The sequence below is a fragment of the Aeromicrobium sp. WCS2018Hpa-31 genome (assembly GCF_031843905.1).
Classification (GTDB): Bacteria; Actinomycetota; Actinomycetes; order Propionibacteriales; family Nocardioidaceae; genus Aeromicrobium.
Map to the genome: position 1 here is coordinate 113,892 of NZ_JAVTJF010000013.1, position 21,166 is coordinate 135,057.

Below are 21,166 nucleotides of genomic sequence, written 5' to 3' on the forward strand. Positions count from 1 at the left end.
TCAGTCCGCGACGCCGTACAGCCGGTCGCCGGCGTCGCCGAGACCGGGGACGATGTAGCCGTTCTCGTCGAGCCGCTCGTCGAGGCCCGCGACCACGAGGTTCACCGGCACGCCGATCTCCTCCATCTCGCGCTCGATGCGCGCGACGCCCTCGGGGGCGGCCAGCAGGCACACGGCCGTGATGTGGTCGGCGCCGCGGTCGACGAGGAACTGGATGGCAGCCGCCAGGCTGCCGCCCGTCGCGAGCATCGGGTCGAGCACGTAGCACTGGCGGCCGGACAGGTCGTCGGGCAGGCGCTCGGCGTAGGTGTCGGCCTCGAGCGTCTCCTCGTTGCGCACCATGCCGAGGAACCCGACCTCGGCGGTGGGCAGCAGACGCTGCATGCCCTCGAGCATGCCCAGGCCCGCGCGCAGGATCGGGACGACGAGCGGACGCGGATCGGCCAGGCGCACGCCCTGGGCCTCGGCCACGGGGGTCATCACGGCGACCGTCTCGACCCGCACGTCGCGCGTGGCCTCGTAGGCGAGCAGCGTGACCAGCTCGTCGGCGAGCCGTCGGAACGTGGGGGAGTCGGTGGACGCGTCGCGCAGCACCGTGAGCTTGTGGGAGACGAGCGGGTGGTCGGCGACGTGGACGTGCATGCGTCGAGCCTAGTGCCCCGGCGATCCACCTTCGCCGCCCGAATCGGGAGGACGGGTCAATCGTCGAGCAGCACGCGCTCGAGCCAGGGGTTGACGAAGGTGCGGTCGGGGTCGAGACGGTCGCGCAGGGCGCGGAAGTCGTCGAGGCGGGGGTAGGCCCGGCGGACGTCGAGGGTGAAGTGCTTGCCCCAGTGCGGTCGGGGTGCGAAGGGGGCGAGCGCCTCCTCCACCACGCGCGCCGCGGCGTCGGCCAGGACGGTGTCGCCGACCCACGTGAAGTGGAACGAGCAGGTGGTCTGCCCGAACTGCGGACTGAGCCACAGGGTGTCGGCGGCCACGGCGCGGATCTCGGCGACCTGAAGCGCGACGGCGAGGTGCTCGCCCACGGCGCGCACGGCGCGGGCCGCGTCGGCCGCGTGCTCGAACGGGACGTGGAACTCGGACTGCACCTCGTCGCCCACGCTGGGCAGGAAGCCGGGGCGGAAGTGCGGGAGCCGTTCCACCCACGGTCCGGGGACGCCCTGCTGGGCGGTGCAGTGCACGGGGTCGAGGCCGGGGATCGGGTGCTGCTCGCCGGTCATGGGCGCGAGGCCCGTCGTCGCCAGGTCGAGCTCGGGGTCGCCGTCGCGGGACTTGACCCACACGCGGTCGGGCGAGCCGTCCCACAGCGTGAAGACGCTGACGCTGCGGCCGAGCGCCAGGACGGACGCGAGCCGGTCCGGCAGCGTCTCGGGGTCGCCGTCGAGCAGCACCACCTGGCGGTGGTCGACGGCCGGCACGACGTCGAGCTCGAGCGCGGTCACGACGCCCAGCGCACCGAGACCGACGACCGTGCCGTCGAAGTCGGGCTCGCCGCGACGCACCGTGACGACGTCGCCGGAGGCCAGCACCAGCTCGACGGCGCGCGCCTGGGTCGCGAGGTTGCCCGTGCGGACGCCGGACCCGTGGGTCGCGGTGGCCACGGCTCCGGCGACGTTCAGGTGTGGCAGGGAGGCGAGGTTCTCGAGCGCCAGGCCGTGCGGCTCGAGCGCGACCGCGAGCCGGGCGTGGGTCAGACCCGCCCCGACTCGCACCCACGTGCGGTCGTCGCCCACCCGCAGCTCGTCGAAGGCCGCGACGCTCACGGCAGCGACCTCGGCACCCGCGGCGGCGTCGGGCAGGTCGTTGAAGGTGTGGGCGGTGCCGACGGGCCGCAGGCGGGACGATCCGGCCACGAGCGCGCGCAAGGAGTCGAGGTCGTGGGGACGGTGCTCGCAGGCGAAGTGGTAGGGCACCGTGCCCGACCAGCTGGTTCGGCGTGGGTCGTGGGTCACGCTCCATGGTCGCACGGGGCCGGTCACGTTGTGAGCGCTCACAATTCTTTGGTGAAACCCTTGACCCCATGGGTTGTGAGCGTTAACAATCGAGCAAGCAGTGATGCAGGTCACGTGACCTGGCATCGGAGTGTGATCGGTTGTCCGCCCGCCACACGACCCCCCCTGGCGCCCGGAAGGGCCCCGACCCACATGGAGGTAGTGCAATGTTGAAGAAGGTCATCACCGTGACGGCAGGGCTCGCCCTGCTGGGAGGCATGACGGCGTGCGGCAGCAGCTCCGACAGCGGCGGATCCGACGGCGGGAGCGACGCGATCACGATGGGCTTCGCCCAGGTCGGCGCCGAGAGCGGCTGGCGCACCGCCAACACGAAGTCCGTCCAGGAGACCGCCAAGGCCGAGGGGGTCGACCTCAAGTTCTCCGATGCACAGCAGAAGCAGGAGAACCAGATCAAGGCGATCCGCTCCTACATCCAGCAGAAGGTCGACGTGATCGCCTTCAGCCCGGTCGTCGAGACCGGCTGGGACGCGGTCCTGCAGGAGGCCAAGCGCGCCAAGATCCCCGTGATCCTCACCGACCGCGCGGTGGACTCCGAGGACGAGTCGCTCTACGCCACGTTCCTCGGCTCCGACTTCGTCGAGGAGGGCGAGAAGGCCGGCCAGTGGCTGGTCGACAACGCCGAGGACGCCGACGTCGACGGCAACGGCGACATCAACGTCGTCGAGCTCCAGGGCACCACCGGCGCCGCACCGGCCATCGACCGCAAGGCCGGCTTCGAGGACGTCACGTCCTCCGACGACGCCATCAAGATCGTGGCCTCGCAGACGGGCGACTTCACGCGTGACGGCGGCAAGAAGGTCATGGAGGCCTTCCTGCAGTCCAACGACGACATCGACGTCGTCTACGCGCACAACGACGACATGGGCCTCGGCGCCATCGAGGCCATCGAAGCGGCCGGCAAGAAGCCGGGCGAGGACATCAAGATCATCACGGTCGACGCCGTGAAGGACGGGATGACCGCGCTCAGCGAGGGCAAGATCAACTTCATCGTCGAGTGCAACCCGCTGCTCGGCCCGCAGCTGATGGACCTCGCGAAGAAGGTCGTCGCCGGTGACGAGGTCCCGAAGCGGGTCGTCACCGAGGAGGGGACCTTCACCCCCGAGCAGGCGAAGGACGTGCTGGCCGACCGCCAGTACTGACCGCCTGAACGACCCGACCCGGGCGCGGGGGTCGCTGCCACGACCCCCGCCCCGAGTCGCCCCACCCGGCCGACCGGTCGACCCGCCATCCGATCGACCTCGCCCGGCCGATCCCCCTTGTCCCGAGGAGTGACATGAGTGCAGGCACCGCCGCAAGAGCGGCCGCCCCCGCCCCCGGCGCCACGCCCGACGTCGACCCCGTGGTCGTGATGACCGGCATCGAGATCGGCTTCCCGGGGGTCAAGGCCCTCGACGGCGTGGGCCTGCGTCTGTATCCCGGTGAGGTGCACGCCCTCATGGGCGAGAACGGCGCCGGCAAGTCCACGCTGATCAAGGCGCTCACGGGCGTGTACTCCATCGATGCCGGCTCGATCCGCGTCGGGGGCACCGAGCACCGCTTCTCGGGACCGACCGAGAGCCAGGCCGCGGGCATCAGCACGGTGTACCAGGAGGTCAACCTCTGCACGAACCTGACGGTCGCCGAGAACATGCTCCTCGGCCGCGAGCCGCGTCGGCTGGGCCGCATCGACACCCGCGCCATGAACCGGCACGCCGGCGAGGTGCTGCGTCGGCTCGGTCTCGACGTCGACCCCGCATCGACCCTCGGTCGCCATCCCATCGCCGTGCAGCAGCTGGTGGCCATCGCGCGCGCGGTCGACGTCGAGGCGAAGGTGCTCGTGCTCGACGAGCCCACCTCGAGCCTCGACGCCGACGAGGTCCGGGTGCTCTTCGACGTCGTGCGCACGCTGCGTGACCAGGGCGTCGCCATCCTGTTCGTCTCGCACTTCCTCGACCAGGTCTTCGAGCTGTCCGACCGCATGACGGTGCTGCGCAACGGACGGTTCATCGCCGAGCACCGCACCGCCGCGCTCACCCAGCTCGAGCTCGTGCAGGAGATGATCGGCCGTGAGCTCGAGGTGCTCGAGCGCCTCGACCGCGAGCCGGCCGACCCCGCTGCGCCTGCCGCCGAGCCCGTGCTGAAGGTGCTGGGGCTCGGGCGCAAGGGCGAGCTGCAGTCCACCGACCTCGAGCTGCACGCCGGCGAGGTCGTCGGCGTGGCCGGTCTGCTCGGGTCGGGACGTACCGAGCTGGCGCGGCTGCTGTTCGGTGCCGACGTCGCCGACGAGGGCGAGGTGCAGGTGGGAGGGCGCACCCGCTCGTGGCGCACCCCCCGGCACGCGATCGGGGCGGGCGTCGCCTTCTCCAGCGAGGACCGTCGCGCCGAGGGCGTCGTGGGCGACCTCACCGTGGCCGACAACATGATCCTCGCCCTGCAGGCCTCACGAGGCTGGCTGCGCCGGGTGCCCCAGCGGACGAAGGACGAGCTGGTCCAGCGCTACATCGAGACGCTCGACATCCGCCCGGCCGACCCGAACGCCCTCATGCGCAACCTCAGCGGTGGCAACCAGCAGAAGGTGCTGCTGGCCCGCTGGCTCATCACCGAGCCACGGCTGCTGGTGCTCGACGAGCCCACCCGCGGCATCGACGTGGGCGCCAAGGCGCAGATCCAGCAGCTCGTCGCCGAGCTGGCGCGTGAGGGCATGGCCGTCGTCTTCATCTCCGCCGAGCTGGAGGAGGTGCTGCGCCTCTCCGACCGGGTGGTCGTCATGCGCGACCGCCGCAAGATCGACGAGCAGGTCAACATCGACCTCGAGGTGTCCGACGTGCTGCACACGATCGCCGGAGGCGGTGAGTCGGCGGTCTCGCTCGAGGTGGTCACCGACCGCGGTTCCGACACCGCGGTGCAGGAGGGCAAGCACGTGTCCGACCAGCCCGCACCCGGCCCCGCCGACCCGAAGGGAGCGACCCGTGCCTGATGTGCGCACGCTGCTCCGCAGCTCTCTCGTGTGGCCGGTCCTGGCCCTGCTCGCCCTCGTCGTGCTCAACGTCGTGGTGAACCCCGGCTTCCTCTCGATCCGTCTGCAGGACGGGCGCCTCTACGGCAGCGTGATCGACATCCTGCGCAACGGTGCCCCGGTGCTCCTGGTGGCACTGGGGATGACGCTGGTCATCGCCACCCGCGGCATCGACCTGTCGGTCGGCGCGATCGCGGCGATCTCCGGAGCCGTGGCCTGCGTGCAGATCGCGGGATCCTCGCAGGAGTCGGCCGCGGCCACCGCCATCGTCGCGATGTCGATGGCGCTCGCCGTCGCCGTGCTGCTGGGCCTGTGGAACGGCTTCCTCGTCTCGGTGCTGGGCATCCAGCCGATCATCGCGACGCTCGTGCTCATGACCGCCGGACGTGGTCTGGCCATGCTCGTGACCGACGGCCAGATCACCACGGTCAACAACCCGACGTTCCGACTCATCGGTGCCGGCTTCTTCCTGGCCGTGCCCGTCGCGGTGCTGGTGGCGCTCGTCGTGTTCGCCGCCACCGCGATCCTGACCCGGCGCACCGCGCTCGGCATGCTCATCGAGTCGGTGGGCATCAACCCCGAGGCGAGCCGTCTCGCCGGTGTCCGCAGCCGCACCATCATCTGGACGGTCTACGTGTTCGCCGCGTTCTGCGCCGGCATCGCGGGCCTCATGATCGCCGCGAACACCAGTGCGGCCGACGCCAACAACGCCGGGCTCTGGATCGAGCTCGACGCGATCCTCGCCGTCGTCATCGGCGGCACGTCCCTGGCCGGTGGTCGGTTCTCCCTCACCGGCACGTTCGTCGGCGCGCTGTTCATCCAGACGCTCGCCACCACGATCCCGACGATCGGCATCCCGGCCGAGACGAACTACCTGTTCAAGGCCGTGGCCGTCATCGCGGTGTGCCTGCTGCAGTCGCCCCAGGCGCGCGGCGCCCTCGCGGCCCGACGATCCTCGACCCGCGCGAAGGCAGGTGTGGCATGACCACCGCGACCGTCCCCACCGGCTCGGCGCTGGACCGGCTGAAGGGATACCGCCCGCCGGACCGCTACCTGCCGGTGATCGCCACCTTCGCCGTGTTCGTCGGCATGTTCGGCCTCGGGTCGTCGCGCTACGAGGGCTTCTCCTCGCCGCAGGTCGTCGCGAACCTCTTCGTCGACAACGCCTTCCTCATCGTCCTGGCCGTCGGCATGACGTTCGTGATCCTCACGGGCGGCATCGACCTCAGCGTCGGCTCGGTGGTGGCCCTCTCGACCATGGTGGCCGCCTCCACGCTGCAAGCGGGCTGGAACCCGGCGCTCGCCATCGCGGCGGTGCTGCTCACCGGCACGGTGATCGGGCTCGGCCACGGCCTGGTGATCCACTACCTCGGCATCCAGCCGTTCATCGCCACGCTCGCGGGCATGTTCCTCGCGCGGGGCCTGTGCTACCTGATCAGCGTGGAGTCGATCCCGATCCGCGACCCGTTCTTCTCCACCCTGGCCTCCGGCACGGTGACGCTGCCCGGCGACGTCTACGTCACCTGGACCGCGCTGCTGGCGCTGGCCGTCGTCGGGATCGCCGCCTGGGTGCTGCACCTGACCCGCTTCGGACGCACGGTGTACGCCGTCGGCGGCAGCGAGCCGTCGGCCGTCCTCATGGGCCTGCGCGTGGCCCGCGTGAAGGTCGGCGTGTACGTGGTGAGCGGCTTCTGCTCCGCCCTCGCCGGGCTGCTGTTCTCGCTCTACATGCTGTCGGGCTACAGCCTGCACGCCGTGGGCATGGAGCTGGACGCGATCGCCGCCGTCGTGATCGGCGGGACCCTGCTCGTCGGCGGCCGTGGCATGGTGCTGGGGTCGTTGCTCGGCGTGCTCGTCCTGGGCACCATCCAGACCTTCATCTCCTTCGACGGGACCCTCAGCTCGTGGTGGACGAAGATCTCGATCGGCGTGCTCCTCCTGGTGTTCGTCGTCATGCAGCGGTTCTTCACGAGGAGGCAGGCATGACGCTCAAGCACGAGGGGCCCCGCACCCCGGTGATGGCCGACGTGGCAGCGCTCGCCGGGGTGTCCCACCAGACGGTCTCGCGCGTGGTGAACGGTCTGCCGCACGTCGGCGAGGCCACCCGCGACCGCGTCCTCGCGGCCATCAAGGAGCTCGACTACCGGCCCAACACCGCGGCGCGCACGCTCGTGACACGGCGTTCGTCGATCATCGGCATCATCAGCACCGAGACCGGGCTGTACGGACCGAACAGCATCCACCGCACGGTCGAGGAGGCCGCGCGCGAGGCCGGCTACTTCGCCGGTTCGGTCGGGCTGAAGACCATCACCGCCGACGGCCTGCAGGACGCGATCGAGCACCTGCGACGCCAGTCCGTGGAGGGCATCGTCATGATCGCCGCCCAGCACGAGGCGCTCGACCTCATCCGCCGCCAGGACCCGGGGGTCCCGCTCGTGGTGGTCGAGGGCGACCTGACGAGGGCCAAGTTCGCGGTCGGCGTCGACCAGCACCTCGGCGCGAGCGAGGCCACCCGGCACCTCCTCGAGCTCGGCCACACGCGGATCGCGCACGTGAGCGGTCCGCGCGGCTGGACCGAGGCCGAGGCGCGCGCACAGGGGTGGCGCGACGCGCTCGTCGCGGCCGGTCTCGAGCCCGGGCCGTGCCTCGAGGGCGACTGGACGGCCGAGTGCGGCTACGCGCTCGGGCTGGAGCTCGCCACCCAGCACGACCTCGACGCGGTCTTCGTGGCCAACGACCAGATGGCCATCGGCGTCCTGCGTGCCCTGCACGAGTCCGGACGCTCCGTGCCGACCGACGTGAGCGTCGTCGGCTTCGACGACTCGCCGGAGGCGGGCTACCTGATCCCGCCGCTCACGACGGTCCGGCAGGACTTCCCCGCCGTCGGTCGTCGAGCGATCGCCGTGCTGCACGCCGCGATCGTCGGCGAGGACGAGGACCTCGATCGTCTGGTCGCGCCACGCCTCGTCGTGCGCTCCAGCACCGCACCCCGTCCCACCGGGCCCACCGCAGGAGGACAGGGATGAGCGCCGCGCGCGAGACCTACGTGGTGGGCGTCGACTACGGGACCCTCTCGGGCCGTGCGCTCGTCGTCCGGGTCAGCGACGGCGCCGAGCTCGCGTCGGCCGTGCACGCGTACCCGCACGCGGTGCTCGAGCGCACGCTGCCGGCGAGCCTGACCGGCGGCCCCGACGTCGACCTCGAGCCCGACTGGGCGCTGCAGGTGCCGCAGGACTACCGCGAGGTGCTGCAGGTCGCCGTGCCCGCGGCCGTGCGCGAGGCGGGCATCGACCCGGCCGACGTCGTCGGCATCGCCACCGACTTCACCGCCTGCACCATGGTGCCGACGCTGGTCGACGGCACCCCGCTGAACGAGGTCGACGGGCTCGCCGACAGGCCGCACGCCTACGTCAAGCTGTGGAAGCACCACGCCGCGCAGGGGCAGGCCGACCGGATCAACGCCCTGGCCGCCGAGCGCGCCGAGCCCTGGCTGGCGCGCTACGGCGGACTCCTGTCCTCGGAGTGGGAGCTCGCCAAGGGCCTGCAGCTGCTCGAGGAGGACCCCGAGCTGTACGCACGGACCGAGCGCTGGGTCGAGGCGGCCGACTGGATCGTGTGGGAGCTGTGCGGCACGTACGTGCGCAACGCCTGCTCCGCTGGGTACAAGGGCGTGCTGCAGGACGGCGCGTACCCGTCGAGCGACTTCCTGGCCGCGCTCGACCCCCGCTTCGCGGACTACGTGACCGACAAGGTCGAGCAGCCCATCGGCCAGCTCGGCGACCGCGCCGGCACGCTGACCGCCCGCGCCGCCGCCTGGACCGGACTGTCCGAGGGCATCGCCGTGGCCGTGGGCAACGTCGACGCCCACGTGAGCGCCCCCGCGGCGCAGGCCGTCGACCACGGCCAGATGGTCGCCATCATGGGCACCTCCACGTGCCACGTGGTGAGCGCCGGCGTGCTGCGCGACGTGCCCGGCATGTGCGGTGTCGTCGACGGCGGCATCGTCGCCGGCAGCTGGGGCTACGAGGCCGGACAGAGCGGCGTCGGTGACATCTTCGGCTGGTTCGTCGAGCACGGCGTGCCACCGTCCGTGCACGAGGAGGCGGCCGCGCACGGTCGCTCCGTGCACGAGCACCTCACCGCCATCGCGGCGGAGCAGGAGGTGGGCGAGCACGGTCTCGTCGCCCTCGACTGGCACAGCGGCAACCGCTCGGTGCTGGTCGACCACGAGCTCTCGGGGCTCGTCGTCGGCCAGACACTGGCCACCCGCCCGGAGGACGTGTACCGCGCCCTCATCGAGGCCACCGCCTTCGGCACCCGCACCATCATCGAGGCCTTCACCTCCTCCGGCGTCCCCGTCGAGGAGCTCGTGGTGGCCGGCGGGCTGTCGAAGAACCGCCTGCTCATGCAGATCTACGCCGACGTGACGCGCCTGCCGCTGTCCGTCGTCGGGTCCGAGCAGGGCCCAGCACTGGGCTCTGCCCTCCATGCCGCCGTCGCGGCCGGCGCGTACGCGGACATACGCGCCGCCGCGAAGGTGATGGGGTCGGTGCAGCGCGGTGTGTTCACCCCGGACGAGGACGCCGCACTGCGGTACGACGTCCTGTTCGGCGAGTACACCGCGCTGCACGATCACTTCGGCCGCGGCGGGAACGATGTCATGCACCGTCTGCGCGCGGTCCGTCGCGACGCCGTCCGTCGTCGCCACGCCCGGAAGGATCCGTCGTGACCGTCACCGCCGACGTGTCGGCAGCGATCACGACGCTCCGCGAGCAGGTGTGCGCACTGCACGCCGAGCTGACCCGCTACGCGCTGGTGGTCTGGACCGCCGGCAACGTCTCGGCGCGCGTGCCCGGTCACGACCTCATGCTCATCAAGCCCAGCGGCGTCTCCTACGACGACCTGACGCCCCAGAACATGGTGCTGTGCGACCTCGACGGCGAGGTGCTCGAGGGCGACCTCGCGCCCAGCTCGGACACCGCCGCCCAGGCCTACGTCTACCGGCACATGCCGCACGTCGGGGGCGTGGTGCACACGCACTCCACCTACGCCACTGCGTGGGCGTCGCGGGCCGAGCCGATCCCGTGCGTGCTCACGATGATGGCCGACGAGTTCGGCGGCCCGATCCCCGTCGGACCGTTCGCGCTCATCGGTGACGACTCCATCGGGCGCGGCATCGTCGAGACGCTCGAGGGCAGCCGGTCCCCGGCCGTGCTCATGCAGAACCACGGCGTGTTCAGCATCGGCACGGACGCCCGCTCGGCCGTCAAGGCCGCCGTCATGTGCGAGGACGTGGCCCGCACGGTGCACGTGGCCCGCCAGCTGGGCGAGCCCGTCCCCATCGCCGAGCAGCAGGTCACGAGCCTGTTCGACCGCTACCAGAACGTCTACGGGCAATAGCCCTCGAGGGAGATCACGCATGAGCAAGCAGGAGGCCCGTGAGGTCTGGTTCCTCACCGGGAGCCAGTCCCTCTACGGCGACGAGACGCTGGCGCAGGTGGCCGAGCAGTCGCGCGAGGTCGCGGCCATGGTCGACGGTGACGACCGGATCCCCGTCCCGGTGGTCTGGAAGCCCGTGCTCACCACCGCCGACGCCATCCGGCGCGTGGTGCTGGATGCCAACGCCGACGACGCGTGCGTGGGTCTCATCGGCTGGATGCACACGTTCTCCCCGGCCAAGATGTGGATCCAGGGCCTCGACGCGCTGCAGAAGCCGTTCCTGCACCTGCACACGCAGTGGCACCGCGACATCCCGTGGTCCACGATCGACATGGACTTCATGAACCTCAACCAGGCCGCCCACGGCGACCGGGAGTTCGGCTTCGTCCAGACCCGGCTCGGTGTCGCGCGCAAGACCATCGCCGGTCACGTGAGCGACCCGGCGGTGGGCGAGCGGATCGCCACCTGGGCGCGTGCGGCCACGGCGGCGCGCGACCTGCGCAGCCTGCGGCTCGCGCGCTTCGGCGACAACATGCGCGACGTCGCGGTCACCGAGGGTGACAAGGTCGAGGCGCAGCGCCGCTTCGGCGTCTCGGTCAACACGTTCGGCGTCAACGACCTCGTCGACGTGGTCGACGCCGTGGAGCCGGGTGCCGTCGACAAGGTGGTCGCCGAGTACGAGGACCTCTACGACGTCGCCTCCGACCTGCGCGCCGGTGGCGAGCGGCACCACCTCTTGAGCGACGCCGCCCAGATCGAGGTCGGCCTGCGCCGGTTTCTCGAGGACGGCGGATACGGCGCGTTCACCACGAACTTCGAGGACCTCGGCGGCCTGCGTCAGCTGCCGGGCATCGCGGTGCAGCGGCTCATGGCCGACGGCTACGGCTTCGGTGGCGAGGGCGACTGGAAGACGTCGGTGCTGGTGCGTACCACCAAGACGATGACGGCCGGGCTGCCCGGCGGCACGTCGTTCATGGAGGACTACACGTACCACCTCGAGCCGGGGAACCAGAAGTCCCTGGGCGCGCACATGCTCGAGGTCTGCCCGACCATCAGCTCGCAGCGGCCGTCGGCCGAGGCGCACCCGCTGAGCATGGGCAACCGCGAGGACCCGGTGCGGCTGCGCTTCGTCGCCGACCCGGGCGAGGCCGTGGTCGTCGGCCTGGCGGACCTGGGCGACCGGTTCCGCCTGACCGCCAACGACGTCACTCTCGTGGCTCCGGACGAGCCGCTGCCGAATCTGCCGGTGGCGTGCGCCGTGTGGCAGGCGCACCCGAACCTGCCCACCGCGGCGGAGGCGTGGCTCATGTCGGGCGGTCCGCACCACACGGTGCTCACCACGGCCGTCGGCATCGAGGCGTTCCAGGACCTCGCGGAGATCCTGCGCACCGAGCTCGTGCACATCGACGCCCACACGACACCGCACCGGTTCCTGCAGGAGCTGCGCTGGAACGCGGCGTACTACCGCCTGGCCGACGGGATCTGACGCCGGCGAGCGCCGGGGCGACGCAAGATTCTGCGTTGCTGCGCGGACGACGCAAGGTTCTGCGTCCGAGCACCCGGGCTCGAAGGATGCTGCGTTCGTGGCGGGATCCCGTCGTCGACGCAGCATCCTTCGGCGTCCAGCACGCGAAGGCAGAATCGTGCGTGCCGGTGCGGCCGGCAGTCTGGGACGATCAGGGGGTGACCGAGCCAGCCGCGTCGTGGGACGACGAGACCGCGATGCGTCGCGCCCTCGAGCTCGCGCGGGATGCACTCGTGTCGGGTGACGTCCCGGTGGGGGCCGTGGTGCTCGACCCGGACGGTCGTGTGGTGGGGGAGGGCCTCAACACGCGCGAGCGCGACGAGGACCCGCTCGGCCACGCGGAGCTCGTGGCCCTGCGCGCGGCCGCCGCCACGCTGGGCACCTGGCGCCTCGACGGCTGCACGCTCGTCGTCACGCTCGAGCCGTGCACCATGTGCGCGGGCGCGGTCGTCTCCTCCCGTGTCGCCCGCCTCGTCCTCGGCGCGTGGGACGACAAGGCGGGAGCCGTCGGCTCCCTGTGGGACGTCGTGCGCGACCGTCGGCTCAACCACCGCCCCGAGGTCGCGTCGGGGCTGCTGGCCGACGAGTCCTCCGCCCTCCTGCGCGACTTCTTCGCCGCCCGCCGCTGACGGATCCTCGGGTCGACCGGGGCATCTGCGCGCCCGGCCGCGCCCCACCCGTCCCTCGATTCCCATCAGGTGATGGGAACCTCCCACTCCCCATGGAGGGCCCTCCATGGGGAGTGGGGGAGAACCCAGGTGAGTCCGCGAGTCCCATCAGGTGATGGGAATCGCGAAGCCGGGTGGAGTGGCAGCCGGCGATGCAAGGACGTCCGACCAATGTCGAGGAAGGCCTTGACATGAGCCAGGTCACATCCATAACGTCATCCGGATAGCGGTACGCGTTCCGCAATACGGAACCTACAGAAGGATGGCCATGACGATCACCCCCCTCGCTCGCCGACTGGCGGCACTGTCCCTGACGCTGGTCACAGCGACAGCCCTCACCGCCTGCGGCTCCTCCGACGGCGCCGGCTCCGACTCCGACGTGAAGATCGGACTCATCGCCGCCGAGCAGGGCCCGTTCGCCTTCGCCGGCTCGTCCTACCTCAAGGGTGCCGAGCTCGCCGCCGAGCTGGAGGGGGTCGAGCTCGTCGTCGAGGAGGGCTCGGAGGACCCGGCCAAGAGCATCACCGCGTTCAACAAGCTCACCGGCCAGGAGGGTGTCAGCGAGGTCGTCTGCTGCATCTCCAGCGCCGTGGCCGGCGCGATGAAGCCGCTCGCCACGCAGAAGAAGGTGCCGCTGGTCGTCTACGGCGCCACCACCCCCGACCTGGAGGACCCGCCCTACGTGCTCCGTCCCGCGCTGCTGCCTCAGCAGGGCATCGCGCCGGTCGCGGCCCAGCTCGTCGAGGAGCTCGGCATCGAGAGCGCCGTGCACGTGACCGCCAGCGACAACGACGGCCTGGTCGCGCAGAGCGAGGCCGCCCGCAGCTCGACGGAGGAGGCCGGCGCCGAGGACCTCGGCACGGTCAAGACGCTCGTCGCCGACACCGACTTCAGCGGTGCCGTGACCGAGATCCTGTCCAAGGACGCCGACATGGTGACCGTCTACACGCTCGGCGAGGCCGCGGCCACGATCACCAAGGCCCTTCGCGAGAAGGGCTACGAGGGCGTCATCCTCGCCAACAACGCCGTGGCGACGGGCCCGCTGCTCAAGTCCTTCGGCGAGACCCTGGCCGACACCTACTACTCCGTGGAGTACACGCCGGCGAGCGAGAACGCCGCTGCGCAGGAGTTCACGAAGGCCTACGAGGAGAAGTACGACGAGACGCCGGACCTGTTCGCCTCGCAGGGCTACGTCGCGGTCAAGTACGCCGCCAAGGGCGCGGCCGACGCCGGTGACGGCGCCGACGCCGCCGCCGTCGCCGAGTCGCTGGCCGCCATCTCCGAGCTGGAGTCCCCCTGGGGCCCGCTGACCTTCGAGAACGGCCAGGGCACGAGCGAGGACTTCCAGATCGTGCAGATCGACGACGCCGGCGTCCCGCAGCTCTGGAAGGGCGCGGGCGCGTGACCCACGACCACCACGACCAGGAGAGGAGGCGATGACATGGACGTCCTGGCACAACAGATCCTGAACGGGCTGGCGCTCGGCTCCGTGTACGCCGTCTTCGGCGTCGGCTTCGGCCTCATGCTCGCCACCCTCGGCGTGCTCAACGCCGCCCACGGGACCTTCGCGACCTGGGGAGCCCTCACGGTGCTCTTCCTCGTCAACGACGCGGGCATCGGCTTCTGGCCGGCGCTCATCGCCGGGGTGCTCGTCTCGGGCCTCCTGGCCGTGGTGGTCGACTTCGTCGCCTTCCAGCCCATCCGACGGCGAGGAGGGGACCTGCTGCCGGCGCTCATCACGAGCATCGGCGTGTGGATCTTCCTCCTCGCGCTCGCCCGGATGGTCACGGGCGCCACGACGTCGCGCTTCTCGCCCGACGCCGCCCCGAGCGGCTCGATCAGCTTCCTCGGCCTCACCCTGGGACGCACCCAGCTGGTGAGCCTGGTGGCCGTCGCGGTCGTCGGCATCGGCCTCTACGCCCTGCTGCACCGCACGAAGGTCGGCGCCGCGATGCGGGCCGTGGGCCACTCGCCCATGGCGGCCTCGCTGGGTGGGGTCAACCCCGTGCTCATCGTGGCCACGACCGCCTTCCTCTCCGGAGCGGTGGCCGGCCTGGCCGGCATCACGATGGGTCTCAACACGAGCACCGTGAACTTCATGCTGGGCGAGGCGCTGCTCCTCAAGGGCTTCGCGGCGGTCATCATCGGTGGCTTCGGCGACGTGCGCGGCACGGTGCTCGGCGGGCTGCTGATCGGCGTCGCCGAGGTGCTGACCGCTCAGTACGTCTCGGGCAGCCTGCGCGACGCGGTGACCTTCGGTCTGCTGCTCGCCTTCCTGGTGTTCCGGCCGCGGGGCCTGTTCGGCTCCGCCACCGCGATGCAGACCGTGAGGGCATGATGGGCGGCCTCTGGGACCAGTACCGGACCGTCGTCGAGTTCGCGATGGCCAACGCGCTGTTCGCGCTCGGCAGCTGGATCGCGATGTGGGCGGGCGTGTTCAGCCTCGCCGGCGCCTCGTTCGGCGCGGTCGGCGGCTTCAGCGCCGCGTACCTCGACCTGCACATGGGCGCGGGCATCGTCGTCCAGCTCCTCGTCGGCGCCGGCCTCGGCCTGGCCGTCGCTGCGATCCTGTCGGTGCTCCTGCTCAAGCTGGAGAGCCACTGGATGGCGATGGCCACGGTGGCGCTGGTGCTCATCACCCGCGTCGTGGTCCTCTCGGCCGAGGAGTACACCGGCGGCAGCGTCGGCACGGGCGTGACCCGCAAGATCGACCTCATCACGGTCGTCGTCCTGGTCGCGATCGTCTGCTACGCCCTCGCCCGCCTGCGCCGCTCGCGGTACGGCATGGCCGCCCACGCGGTCCGCGAGGACGCAGCGGTCGCCGCGGCCCTCGGCGTCAACCCGTTCACCGTCCGTGCGGTCGCGTTCGCGGCGAGCGGACTCGTGGCGGGCATGGCCGGGGTGGTGCTGGCCAACCTGCTCCAGTACATCGGCCCGGACACCTTCTTCATCACGCTCGCCTTCACCATGGTCGCGGCGATGGTCCTCGGCGGCACCTACCACTGGGCCGGACCCATCGTCGGCGCGATCGTCTTCGTCGGTCTGCCCGAGGTGGTGCGCTCCTACGTCGACGGCGTCGACGAGCTCATGACCGGTGCGCTCCTGGTGCTGATCATGGTCTTCATGCCGCGCGGTCTCATCGACCCGCGACGCCAGTGGGTCCGGCGGCTGCGTCGGACCGACGACACGCCCGTGGCCGAACCCGAGCCGGAGGTGGCCCGATGAGCGACGCACTGCTGACCATCGAGGGACTGACCAAGCGGTTCGGCGGCGTGACCGCCGTCAACGGTGTCGACATGGTCGTGCCGCAGGGCACCGTCATGGGGCTCATGGGTCCCAACGGCGCCGGCAAGACCAGCCTCGTGAACCTGGTGACCGGCTTCTACACGCCCGACGAGGGCTCGGTCCTCTTCGAGGGCGACGAGATGGCGGGCCTGGCGCCGCACCAGATCAGCCGACGCGGCATCACCCGCACCTACCAGAACGTGCGGCTGCTCAGCGGCTTCAGCGTCCTGGAGCAGGTGGTGGCGGGCATGTACGCGTCGCGGAAGGCGTCGTCGCTGTCCAGCCTCGTGATGTGGCCGGGCGAGCGGCGGGAGCGGCGCGAGTGTCTCGAGCGCGCCGACGCCCTCCTCGCCCGGGTGGGAGTGACGGAGCGGCGTGAGCTGGCCGAGACGCTGCCGTACGGCACGCAGCGCCGGGTGGAGATCGCCCGTGCGCTCGCCACCGACCCGCGCCTGGTGCTCCTCGACGAGCCGACGGCGGGCATGAACCGCGAGGAGTCCGTGGCGGTCGGCGAGCTCATCCGCTCGGTCCGCGACCAGGGCCTCACGGTGCTCGTCGTCGAGCACAACATGCGGCTGATCCTCGACTACTGCGACGCCGCCTACGTCATGAGCTTCGGCGAGGTGCTGTCGCACGGCACCCCGCAGGAGTGCGTCGACGACCCCGCCGTCCAGAAGGCCTACTTCGGAAAGGAGAACGATGCTTCAGGTATCCCGGCTCTGCGCGAGCTACGGAGCGATCCGCGCCGTCCGTGACGTCAGCCTGGAGGTCCCCGAGGGGAACCTCGTGGCCGTCCTCGGCGCCAACGGCGCCGGCAAGTCGACGTTGGTCCGATCCATCGCGGGCGTGCACCGCGAGAAGACCGGCGACATCGTCCTCGACGGCAAGCCCGTCCAGAAGCTGCCGCTGCACCGCATCACGCGGCTGGGCCTGGCGCTCGTCCCCGAGGGTCGGCACGTCGTCTCGCCGCTCACGGTGGCCGAGAACCTCGCGCTCAGCACCTTCTCCGGACGGTCCCGGCCCGAGCTGCTCGACCGCGTGTACGAGCTCTTCCCGCGGCTGGCCGAGCGCCGGACGCAGCAGGCCGGCTCCATGAGCGGCGGCGAGCAGCAGATGCTCGCCATGGGGCGTGCGCTCATGACCGACCCGCAGGTGCTCCTGCTCGACGAGCCGTCGATGGGTCTGGCCCCGTCGGTCATCGACGTCATCTACGGCGCCATCGCGGCCCTGCACGCCGAGGGCCAGAGCATCCTGCTCATCGAGCAGGACGCCACGCGGGCGCTCGAGGTGGCCGACCACGCGTACCTGCTGCAGCGCGGCGAGGTGCACATGTCCGGCACGCCGGAGAAGCTGGCGCACAGCGAGGACATCCAGAAGGCGTACCTCGGATGAAGGACGTCACGGGACCGGCGGGCAGCGCCGACGAGGTGGACCCTCGCAACTACGTCGCGTCGGTCATCAAGTCGTGCAACGTCGTCGAGGTGCTCGGCGGCGGCGACAGCGAGTACAGCCTCGGGGAGATCGCCGCGGCGACCGGCATCGGCAAGACGACCGTGCACCGGCTCCTGTCGTCGCTGCAGATGGCCGGCTGGGTCGAGCGCGGGCCTCGCGACGGCTACCGGCTCAGCATCCGCATGCTCAAGCTCGCCCACGCGGCGCAGCGCCAGTTCAGCATCCGCAACGAGGCGCTGCCCCACCTGCGGTCGCTCGCGGGCCACTTCGGCGACACCGCGTTCCTGCTGGTGCCGTCGGACGAGGGGGCCGTGGTCGTCGAGATGGTCGAGGGCGAGAGCCCGCTGAAGGTCAACACGGTCACACTCGGCACCGTCCTGCCGTACCACGTGGCCGGCGGGCCGACCGTCATGGCGGCCTGGGACGACACCATCCGCGAACGTGTGCTCTCGGCACCACGCAAGCGCTACACCGACAAGACCGACGTCACGCGCGAGGCCCTCGAGACGAAGTTCGCCCGCATCCGCGAGCAGGGGTACGTCTTCGCCGACGAGGACCTCAACAACGGCGTCGCCGTCGTGAGCGCGCCCGTGTTCGGTCCCACCGGTGCCCTCAGCTGCACCCTCAGCCTCGGAGGCGCCGCCCAGGGCTTCGGCCCGGACCGCCTCGACCACATCGTCACCGCCGTGCGCGAAGCCTGCGCGGCGCTCTCCGAGCGCCTCGGGGCGCCCGCGCCTCGGTGACACGAAGGAAGGAAGCACGATGACGAACCACTTCAGGAGCCAGCTCGCCGACGGACTGGTCTACGCCCCCGGCGTCTGGGACGGCCTGACCGCCCGGATCGCCGAGCAGAGCGGGTTCACGGCACTCTGCGCGTCGGGGTTCGCCATCTCGGCGTCCCTCGGCCTGCCCGACGCCGAGATGTACTCGATGTCGGAGAACCTCGACGCCGTCCGCCGCATCCGCGGCGCCTCGCGCCTCCCGGTCGTCGCCGACATCGACACCGGCTACGGCAACGCCGTCAACGCCGCCCGCACCGCACGCATGTTCGCCGACGCGGGCGTGTCCGCGGTCTTCATGGAGGACCAGCTGGCGCCCAAGCGTTGCCCCGCGGCCACGAGCGGCGCACCGACGCTGCTCCCCGCCAAGGAGGCGGCGGGCAAGGTCCGCGCCGTGCGCGACGAGGTGGGCGACGAGCTCGTCCTCATCGGACGCACCGACGGCATCGGCGACGACGCCATCCGTCGCGCCGTCGCCTACGTGGAGGCCGGCGCCGAGATGATCATGCCCATCTCCAAGGGCTTCCCCGACGCCGAGTCGTGGGCCCGTCTGCACGCCGAGGTGGGTGTGCCGCTCATGTGCTCGCTCACCGCGTGGACGTGGACGGCCGAGCAGTTCACGAGCGAGGTGCTGCGCGAGATCGGCGTCGGCCTCGCGCTGCTCCCGACGCAGATCCTGCTCGCGGCCACGACCGCCACCCGCGCGTCGCTCGAGCGCCTGTCGGCGGGCGAGCCGCCGGCCGACGTCAGCCGCGACTACATGGAGCACGCCGACTTCCTGAAGCTCATCGGCTTCGACGAGGTCCTGCACAAGCAGTCCCTGTACATGCCCGAGACCCTCGAGGAGGCGTGACCATGGGACAGACCATCACGCAGAAGATCCTGGCCCGCGTCGGCGACCGCGACGCGGTGACGCCCGGCGAGAACTACCCCGTCCGCCCCGACTACATGATCGCGTACGACTTCCCGGGGTACACCGACCGCTTCTTCAAGCAGATGCGCGAGGACTTCGGGGTCACGAAGGTCGCCGAGCCAGACCGGTACGTCCTGTTCATCGACCACATGCTCACCAACAAGAACGAGCGCGAGGCCGAGGTCCACCAGGTCACCCGCGACTGGGCGCACGAGAACGGCGTGCACTTCCACGAGGGCGAGGGCATCGGCCACCAGGTCGCCGCCGAGCTGGGCTACGCGATGCCCGGGTCGTTCCTCATCCACTTCGACGGCCACATCTCCAGCCTCGGCGCGTTCGGTGCGCTCGGCATGGGGGTGCGCCGCGACCTGCTCGAGGGCTGGGTCACCGGCGGCATCCACCTGGACGTCCCGGCCAGCACCCGCTTCCACCTGACCGGGTCCTTCGCGCCCGGTGTGGAGAGCCGTGACCTGATCCACCGGATCATCTCCGACATCGGCGCGGACGGCGTGGCCTTCCAGGTCATGGAGTACACCGGCCCGGGTGCGGAGTCGATGGCCCTCGGCCAGCGCCAGGCCCTGTGCGGCATGGCGATGTTCGCCGGCGGGGTGTCGGCGATCTTCAACCCCGACGAGCTCAGCCTCGAGTACAGCCGCAAGGTCGCCCAGCGCGACTTCGAGCCGCTCTACAGCGACCCGGACGCCGAGTACACCGCCCGCTACGACATCGACCTCGACGCCCTGAGCCCGCAGATCGTCATGCCGGGCTCGGCGCGTGCGTCGAACACCCGCGACGTCTCGGAGGTGCACGGCCAGAAGATCCAGCGCGCCTTCATCGGCTCCTGTGCGAGCGGCCGCATCGAGGACATCCGGGCCGCGGCCGGGATCCTCAAGGGCGAGAAGGTGGCGCACGGCGTGGAGCTCAACGTCGTGCCGACGTCGCGTCGCATCTACGAGCAGGCCGAGTCCGAGGGTCTGCTGGACACGCTGCGCTCCGCCGGTGCCCACGTCGTGGAGTCCACGTGCGACTTCTGCTTCGGCTACGCGAAGCCGCTCGAGGCCGGCGAGGCCTGCGTGTCGACCGGGGTGCTGAACATCTCCGGTCGCATGGGCAGCCCCGACGCCGACATCTACATGGGCTCGGCGACGACGGTCGCGGCGAGCGCGCTCACCGGTCGGCTCACCGACCCGCGCGAGGTGGTGAACCCGTGACCGCGACGACGACCGCGCCGCAGGTGCTGCCCGACGTGCTGACCGGTCGCGTGGCCTGGATCTTCGGCGACGACCACGACATCGACCTGATGATCGGCGTGCAGAACATCAAGTACACCGACCCGGAGCACCTGCACAGCGTCTGCATGAAGGCGTACGAGGAGGACTTCACCGACAAGGTGCGCGAGGGCGACTGGCTCGTGGGCGGACGGAACTTCGGCTACGGGCACCCGCACTACGTGGCGATGACGGCGATGCGCAACGAGGGCATCGTCGGCGTGGTCGCGGAGTCCTTCTCGCCCGGCTTCTGGCGCGGCGAGGTCAGCAACGGCATGCCGCTGCTGACCGTGCCGGGCATCTCGACGTCGGTCGAGCGCTGGGACGAGATGGAGGTCGACTGGCGGGCGGCCACGGTCACCGTCCGGGCGAAGGACCTCGTGCTGCAGGGAGAGGTCCTCAACGACCGGACGCAGGACATGATCGCCGCCGGCGGTCGGTACCAGCTGCTCCTCGCCGAGCACGGCCGCGCGTAGCGGTCCGCCTGCGCCCCACCCGTCCCTCGATTCCCATCACCTGATGGGAATCCCCCACTCACCATGGAAGACCCTCCATGGTGAGTGGGGGAGGACCAGGGGGAGCTCGTGGTTCCCATCAGGTGATGGGAATGGGCGGGTCGGACGGTCCTCGCCGAGGCGCCGTCCTCGGAGGTGATTCCTACTTCCGTCGTTCCCGGTCCGAAGGGGCGCGACCGGTGTCACAGTGGCGTGGTCATGTCCACCACGGGAGGGAGAACCGTGAACACCACCATCATCGGCCGCACGTGTGCGGCGGCCGTCATCACGCTCATCGGCGTGGCCGGCGCGACGGCGCCGGCCAGCGCCGAC

20 protein-coding genes are annotated in these 21,166 nt (G+C 71.0%); 18 read left to right on the forward strand and 2 right to left on the reverse strand.

The window, feature by feature from the left end; translation table 11 throughout:
• Together upp and RQG84_RS16700 are read right to left on the reverse strand one after the other, a co-directional pair.
• Nucleotides 1-642 carry a uracil phosphoribosyltransferase gene (gene upp, locus RQG84_RS16695; protein WP_311210949.1) on the reverse strand — a complete coding sequence of 214 codons (642 nt, stop codon included), beginning with the start codon at nucleotides 640-642 and terminating at the stop codon, nucleotides 1-3.
• A gap of 56 nt (nucleotides 643-698) precedes the next feature.
• Nucleotides 699-1,955, reverse strand: coding sequence for a D-arabinono-1,4-lactone oxidase (locus RQG84_RS16700; protein WP_311210950.1), 1,257 nt, complete (start codon nucleotides 1,953-1,955; stop codon nucleotides 699-701).
• A gap of 206 nt (nucleotides 1,956-2,161) precedes the next feature.
• Here RQG84_RS16700 and RQG84_RS16705 point away from each other — a divergent pair, with 206 nt between their 5' ends.
• From RQG84_RS16705 to RQG84_RS16790, 18 genes are all read left to right on the forward strand, one after another.
• Nucleotides 2,162-3,154: an ABC transporter substrate-binding protein gene (locus RQG84_RS16705; protein WP_056552025.1), complete on the forward strand. Its 993-nt coding sequence runs from the start codon at nucleotides 2,162-2,164 to the stop codon at nucleotides 3,152-3,154.
• Between the two features lie 134 nt (nucleotides 3,155-3,288).
• On the forward strand, nucleotides 3,289-4,971 hold the full coding sequence (locus RQG84_RS16710) for a sugar ABC transporter ATP-binding protein (protein WP_311210951.1): 1,683 nt from the start codon (nucleotides 3,289-3,291) through the stop codon (nucleotides 4,969-4,971).
• Nucleotides 4,964-5,995 carry an ABC transporter permease gene (locus RQG84_RS16715; RefSeq protein ID WP_200914451.1) on the forward strand — a complete coding sequence of 344 codons (1,032 nt, stop codon included), beginning with the start codon at nucleotides 4,964-4,966 and terminating at the stop codon, nucleotides 5,993-5,995. Before RQG84_RS16710 ends, RQG84_RS16715 begins: the two co-directional genes overlap by 8 nt.
• Nucleotides 5,992-6,996, forward strand: a complete 1,005-nt coding sequence (yjfF, locus tag RQG84_RS16720; protein WP_311210952.1) for a galactofuranose ABC transporter, permease protein YjfF — start codon at nucleotides 5,992-5,994, stop codon at nucleotides 6,994-6,996. The genes RQG84_RS16715 and yjfF overlap by 4 nt, the downstream gene beginning before the upstream one ends.
• Entirely contained in the window at nucleotides 6,993-8,036 is a 1,044-nt protein-coding gene (locus tag RQG84_RS16725) for a LacI family DNA-binding transcriptional regulator (protein WP_311210953.1), read from the forward strand. The genes yjfF and RQG84_RS16725 overlap by 4 nt, the downstream gene beginning before the upstream one ends.
• A complete protein-coding gene (araB, locus tag RQG84_RS16730; protein WP_311210954.1) occupies nucleotides 8,033-9,739 on the forward strand; it encodes a ribulokinase in 1,707 nt (568 codons plus the stop codon). Before RQG84_RS16725 ends, araB begins: the two co-directional genes overlap by 4 nt.
• Nucleotides 9,736-10,410, forward strand: a complete 675-nt coding sequence (locus tag RQG84_RS16735) for an L-ribulose-5-phosphate 4-epimerase (RefSeq protein WP_311210955.1) — start codon at nucleotides 9,736-9,738, stop codon at nucleotides 10,408-10,410. Before araB ends, RQG84_RS16735 begins: the two co-directional genes overlap by 4 nt.
• A gap of 19 nt (nucleotides 10,411-10,429) precedes the next feature.
• Entirely contained in the window at nucleotides 10,430-11,935 is a 1,506-nt protein-coding gene (gene araA, locus RQG84_RS16740; protein WP_311210956.1) for an L-arabinose isomerase, read from the forward strand.
• Between the two features lie 197 nt (nucleotides 11,936-12,132).
• On the forward strand, nucleotides 12,133-12,603 hold the full coding sequence (tadA, locus tag RQG84_RS16745) for a tRNA adenosine(34) deaminase TadA (protein ID WP_311210957.1): 471 nt from the start codon (nucleotides 12,133-12,135) through the stop codon (nucleotides 12,601-12,603).
• Between the two features lie 307 nt (nucleotides 12,604-12,910).
• Nucleotides 12,911-14,047 (forward strand): ABC transporter substrate-binding protein, encoded by a 1,137-nt coding sequence (locus RQG84_RS16750; protein WP_311210958.1) that lies wholly within the window; start codon nucleotides 12,911-12,913, stop codon nucleotides 14,045-14,047.
• A 36-nt stretch (nucleotides 14,048-14,083) separates the two neighbouring features.
• Nucleotides 14,084-14,980, forward strand: a complete 897-nt coding sequence (locus RQG84_RS16755; protein ID WP_055961390.1) for a branched-chain amino acid ABC transporter permease — start codon at nucleotides 14,084-14,086, stop codon at nucleotides 14,978-14,980.
• Nucleotides 14,977-15,867: a branched-chain amino acid ABC transporter permease gene (locus tag RQG84_RS16760; RefSeq protein ID WP_082481031.1), complete on the forward strand. Its 891-nt coding sequence runs from the start codon at nucleotides 14,977-14,979 to the stop codon at nucleotides 15,865-15,867. The genes RQG84_RS16755 and RQG84_RS16760 overlap by 4 nt, the downstream gene beginning before the upstream one ends.
• Complete coding sequence (locus tag RQG84_RS16765) at nucleotides 15,864-16,682, forward strand: ABC transporter ATP-binding protein (protein WP_311210959.1); 819 nt, start codon at nucleotides 15,864-15,866, stop codon at nucleotides 16,680-16,682. Before RQG84_RS16760 ends, RQG84_RS16765 begins: the two co-directional genes overlap by 4 nt.
• Nucleotides 16,627-17,319 (forward strand): ABC transporter ATP-binding protein, encoded by a 693-nt coding sequence (locus RQG84_RS16770; protein ID WP_055961381.1) that lies wholly within the window; start codon nucleotides 16,627-16,629, stop codon nucleotides 17,317-17,319. Before RQG84_RS16765 ends, RQG84_RS16770 begins: the two co-directional genes overlap by 56 nt.
• The gene (locus RQG84_RS16775; RefSeq protein ID WP_311210960.1) at nucleotides 17,316-18,122 is read left to right on the forward strand and encodes an IclR family transcriptional regulator; all 807 of its coding nucleotides are present in this window, start codon (nucleotides 17,316-17,318) and stop codon (nucleotides 18,120-18,122) included. Before RQG84_RS16770 ends, RQG84_RS16775 begins: the two co-directional genes overlap by 4 nt.
• 19 nt (nucleotides 18,123-18,141) lie before the next feature.
• Nucleotides 18,142-19,011: an oxaloacetate decarboxylase gene (locus RQG84_RS16780; protein ID WP_056552004.1), complete on the forward strand. Its 870-nt coding sequence runs from the start codon at nucleotides 18,142-18,144 to the stop codon at nucleotides 19,009-19,011.
• Between the two features lie 2 nt (nucleotides 19,012-19,013).
• A complete protein-coding gene (locus RQG84_RS16785) occupies nucleotides 19,014-20,282 on the forward strand; it encodes an aconitase family protein (protein WP_311210961.1) in 1,269 nt (422 codons plus the stop codon).
• Nucleotides 20,279-20,815, forward strand: a complete 537-nt coding sequence (locus RQG84_RS16790) for a hypothetical protein (protein ID WP_311210962.1) — start codon at nucleotides 20,279-20,281, stop codon at nucleotides 20,813-20,815. Before RQG84_RS16785 ends, RQG84_RS16790 begins: the two co-directional genes overlap by 4 nt.
• Nucleotides 20,816-21,166: the final 351 nt, after the last annotated feature.

Excerpts from the sequence above, each read along its gene's own strand:
- RQG84_RS16760 (WP_082481031.1), top strand. The coding sequence starts at position 14,977 with ATGATGGGCGGCCTCTGGGACCAGTACCGGACCGTCGTCGAGTTCGCG.
- RQG84_RS16725 (WP_311210953.1), top strand. The coding sequence starts at position 6,993 with ATGACGCTCAAGCACGAGGGGCCCCGCACCCCGGTGATGGCCGACGTG.
- RQG84_RS16765 (WP_311210959.1), top strand. The coding sequence starts at position 15,864 with ATGAGCGACGCACTGCTGACCATCGAGGGACTGACCAAGCGGTTCGGC.
- RQG84_RS16785 (WP_311210961.1), top strand. The coding sequence starts at position 19,014 with ATGGGACAGACCATCACGCAGAAGATCCTGGCCCGCGTCGGCGACCGC.
- RQG84_RS16770 (WP_055961381.1), top strand. The coding sequence starts at position 16,627 with ATGCTTCAGGTATCCCGGCTCTGCGCGAGCTACGGAGCGATCCGCGCC.
- RQG84_RS16755 (WP_055961390.1), top strand. The coding sequence starts at position 14,084 with ATGGACGTCCTGGCACAACAGATCCTGAACGGGCTGGCGCTCGGCTCC.
- RQG84_RS16705 (WP_056552025.1), top strand. The coding sequence starts at position 2,162 with ATGTTGAAGAAGGTCATCACCGTGACGGCAGGGCTCGCCCTGCTGGGA.
- yjfF (WP_311210952.1), top strand. The coding sequence starts at position 5,992 with ATGACCACCGCGACCGTCCCCACCGGCTCGGCGCTGGACCGGCTGAAG.
- RQG84_RS16780 (WP_056552004.1), top strand. The coding sequence starts at position 18,142 with ATGACGAACCACTTCAGGAGCCAGCTCGCCGACGGACTGGTCTACGCC.
- upp (WP_311210949.1), bottom strand. The coding sequence starts at position 642 with ATGCACGTCCACGTCGCCGACCACCCGCTCGTCTCCCACAAGCTCACG.
- araB (WP_311210954.1), top strand. The coding sequence starts at position 8,033 with ATGAGCGCCGCGCGCGAGACCTACGTGGTGGGCGTCGACTACGGGACC.
- araA (WP_311210956.1), top strand. The coding sequence starts at position 10,430 with ATGAGCAAGCAGGAGGCCCGTGAGGTCTGGTTCCTCACCGGGAGCCAG.
- RQG84_RS16710 (WP_311210951.1), top strand. The coding sequence starts at position 3,289 with ATGAGTGCAGGCACCGCCGCAAGAGCGGCCGCCCCCGCCCCCGGCGCC.
- RQG84_RS16775 (WP_311210960.1), top strand. The coding sequence starts at position 17,316 with ATGAAGGACGTCACGGGACCGGCGGGCAGCGCCGACGAGGTGGACCCT.
- RQG84_RS16750 (WP_311210958.1), top strand. The coding sequence starts at position 12,911 with ATGACGATCACCCCCCTCGCTCGCCGACTGGCGGCACTGTCCCTGACG.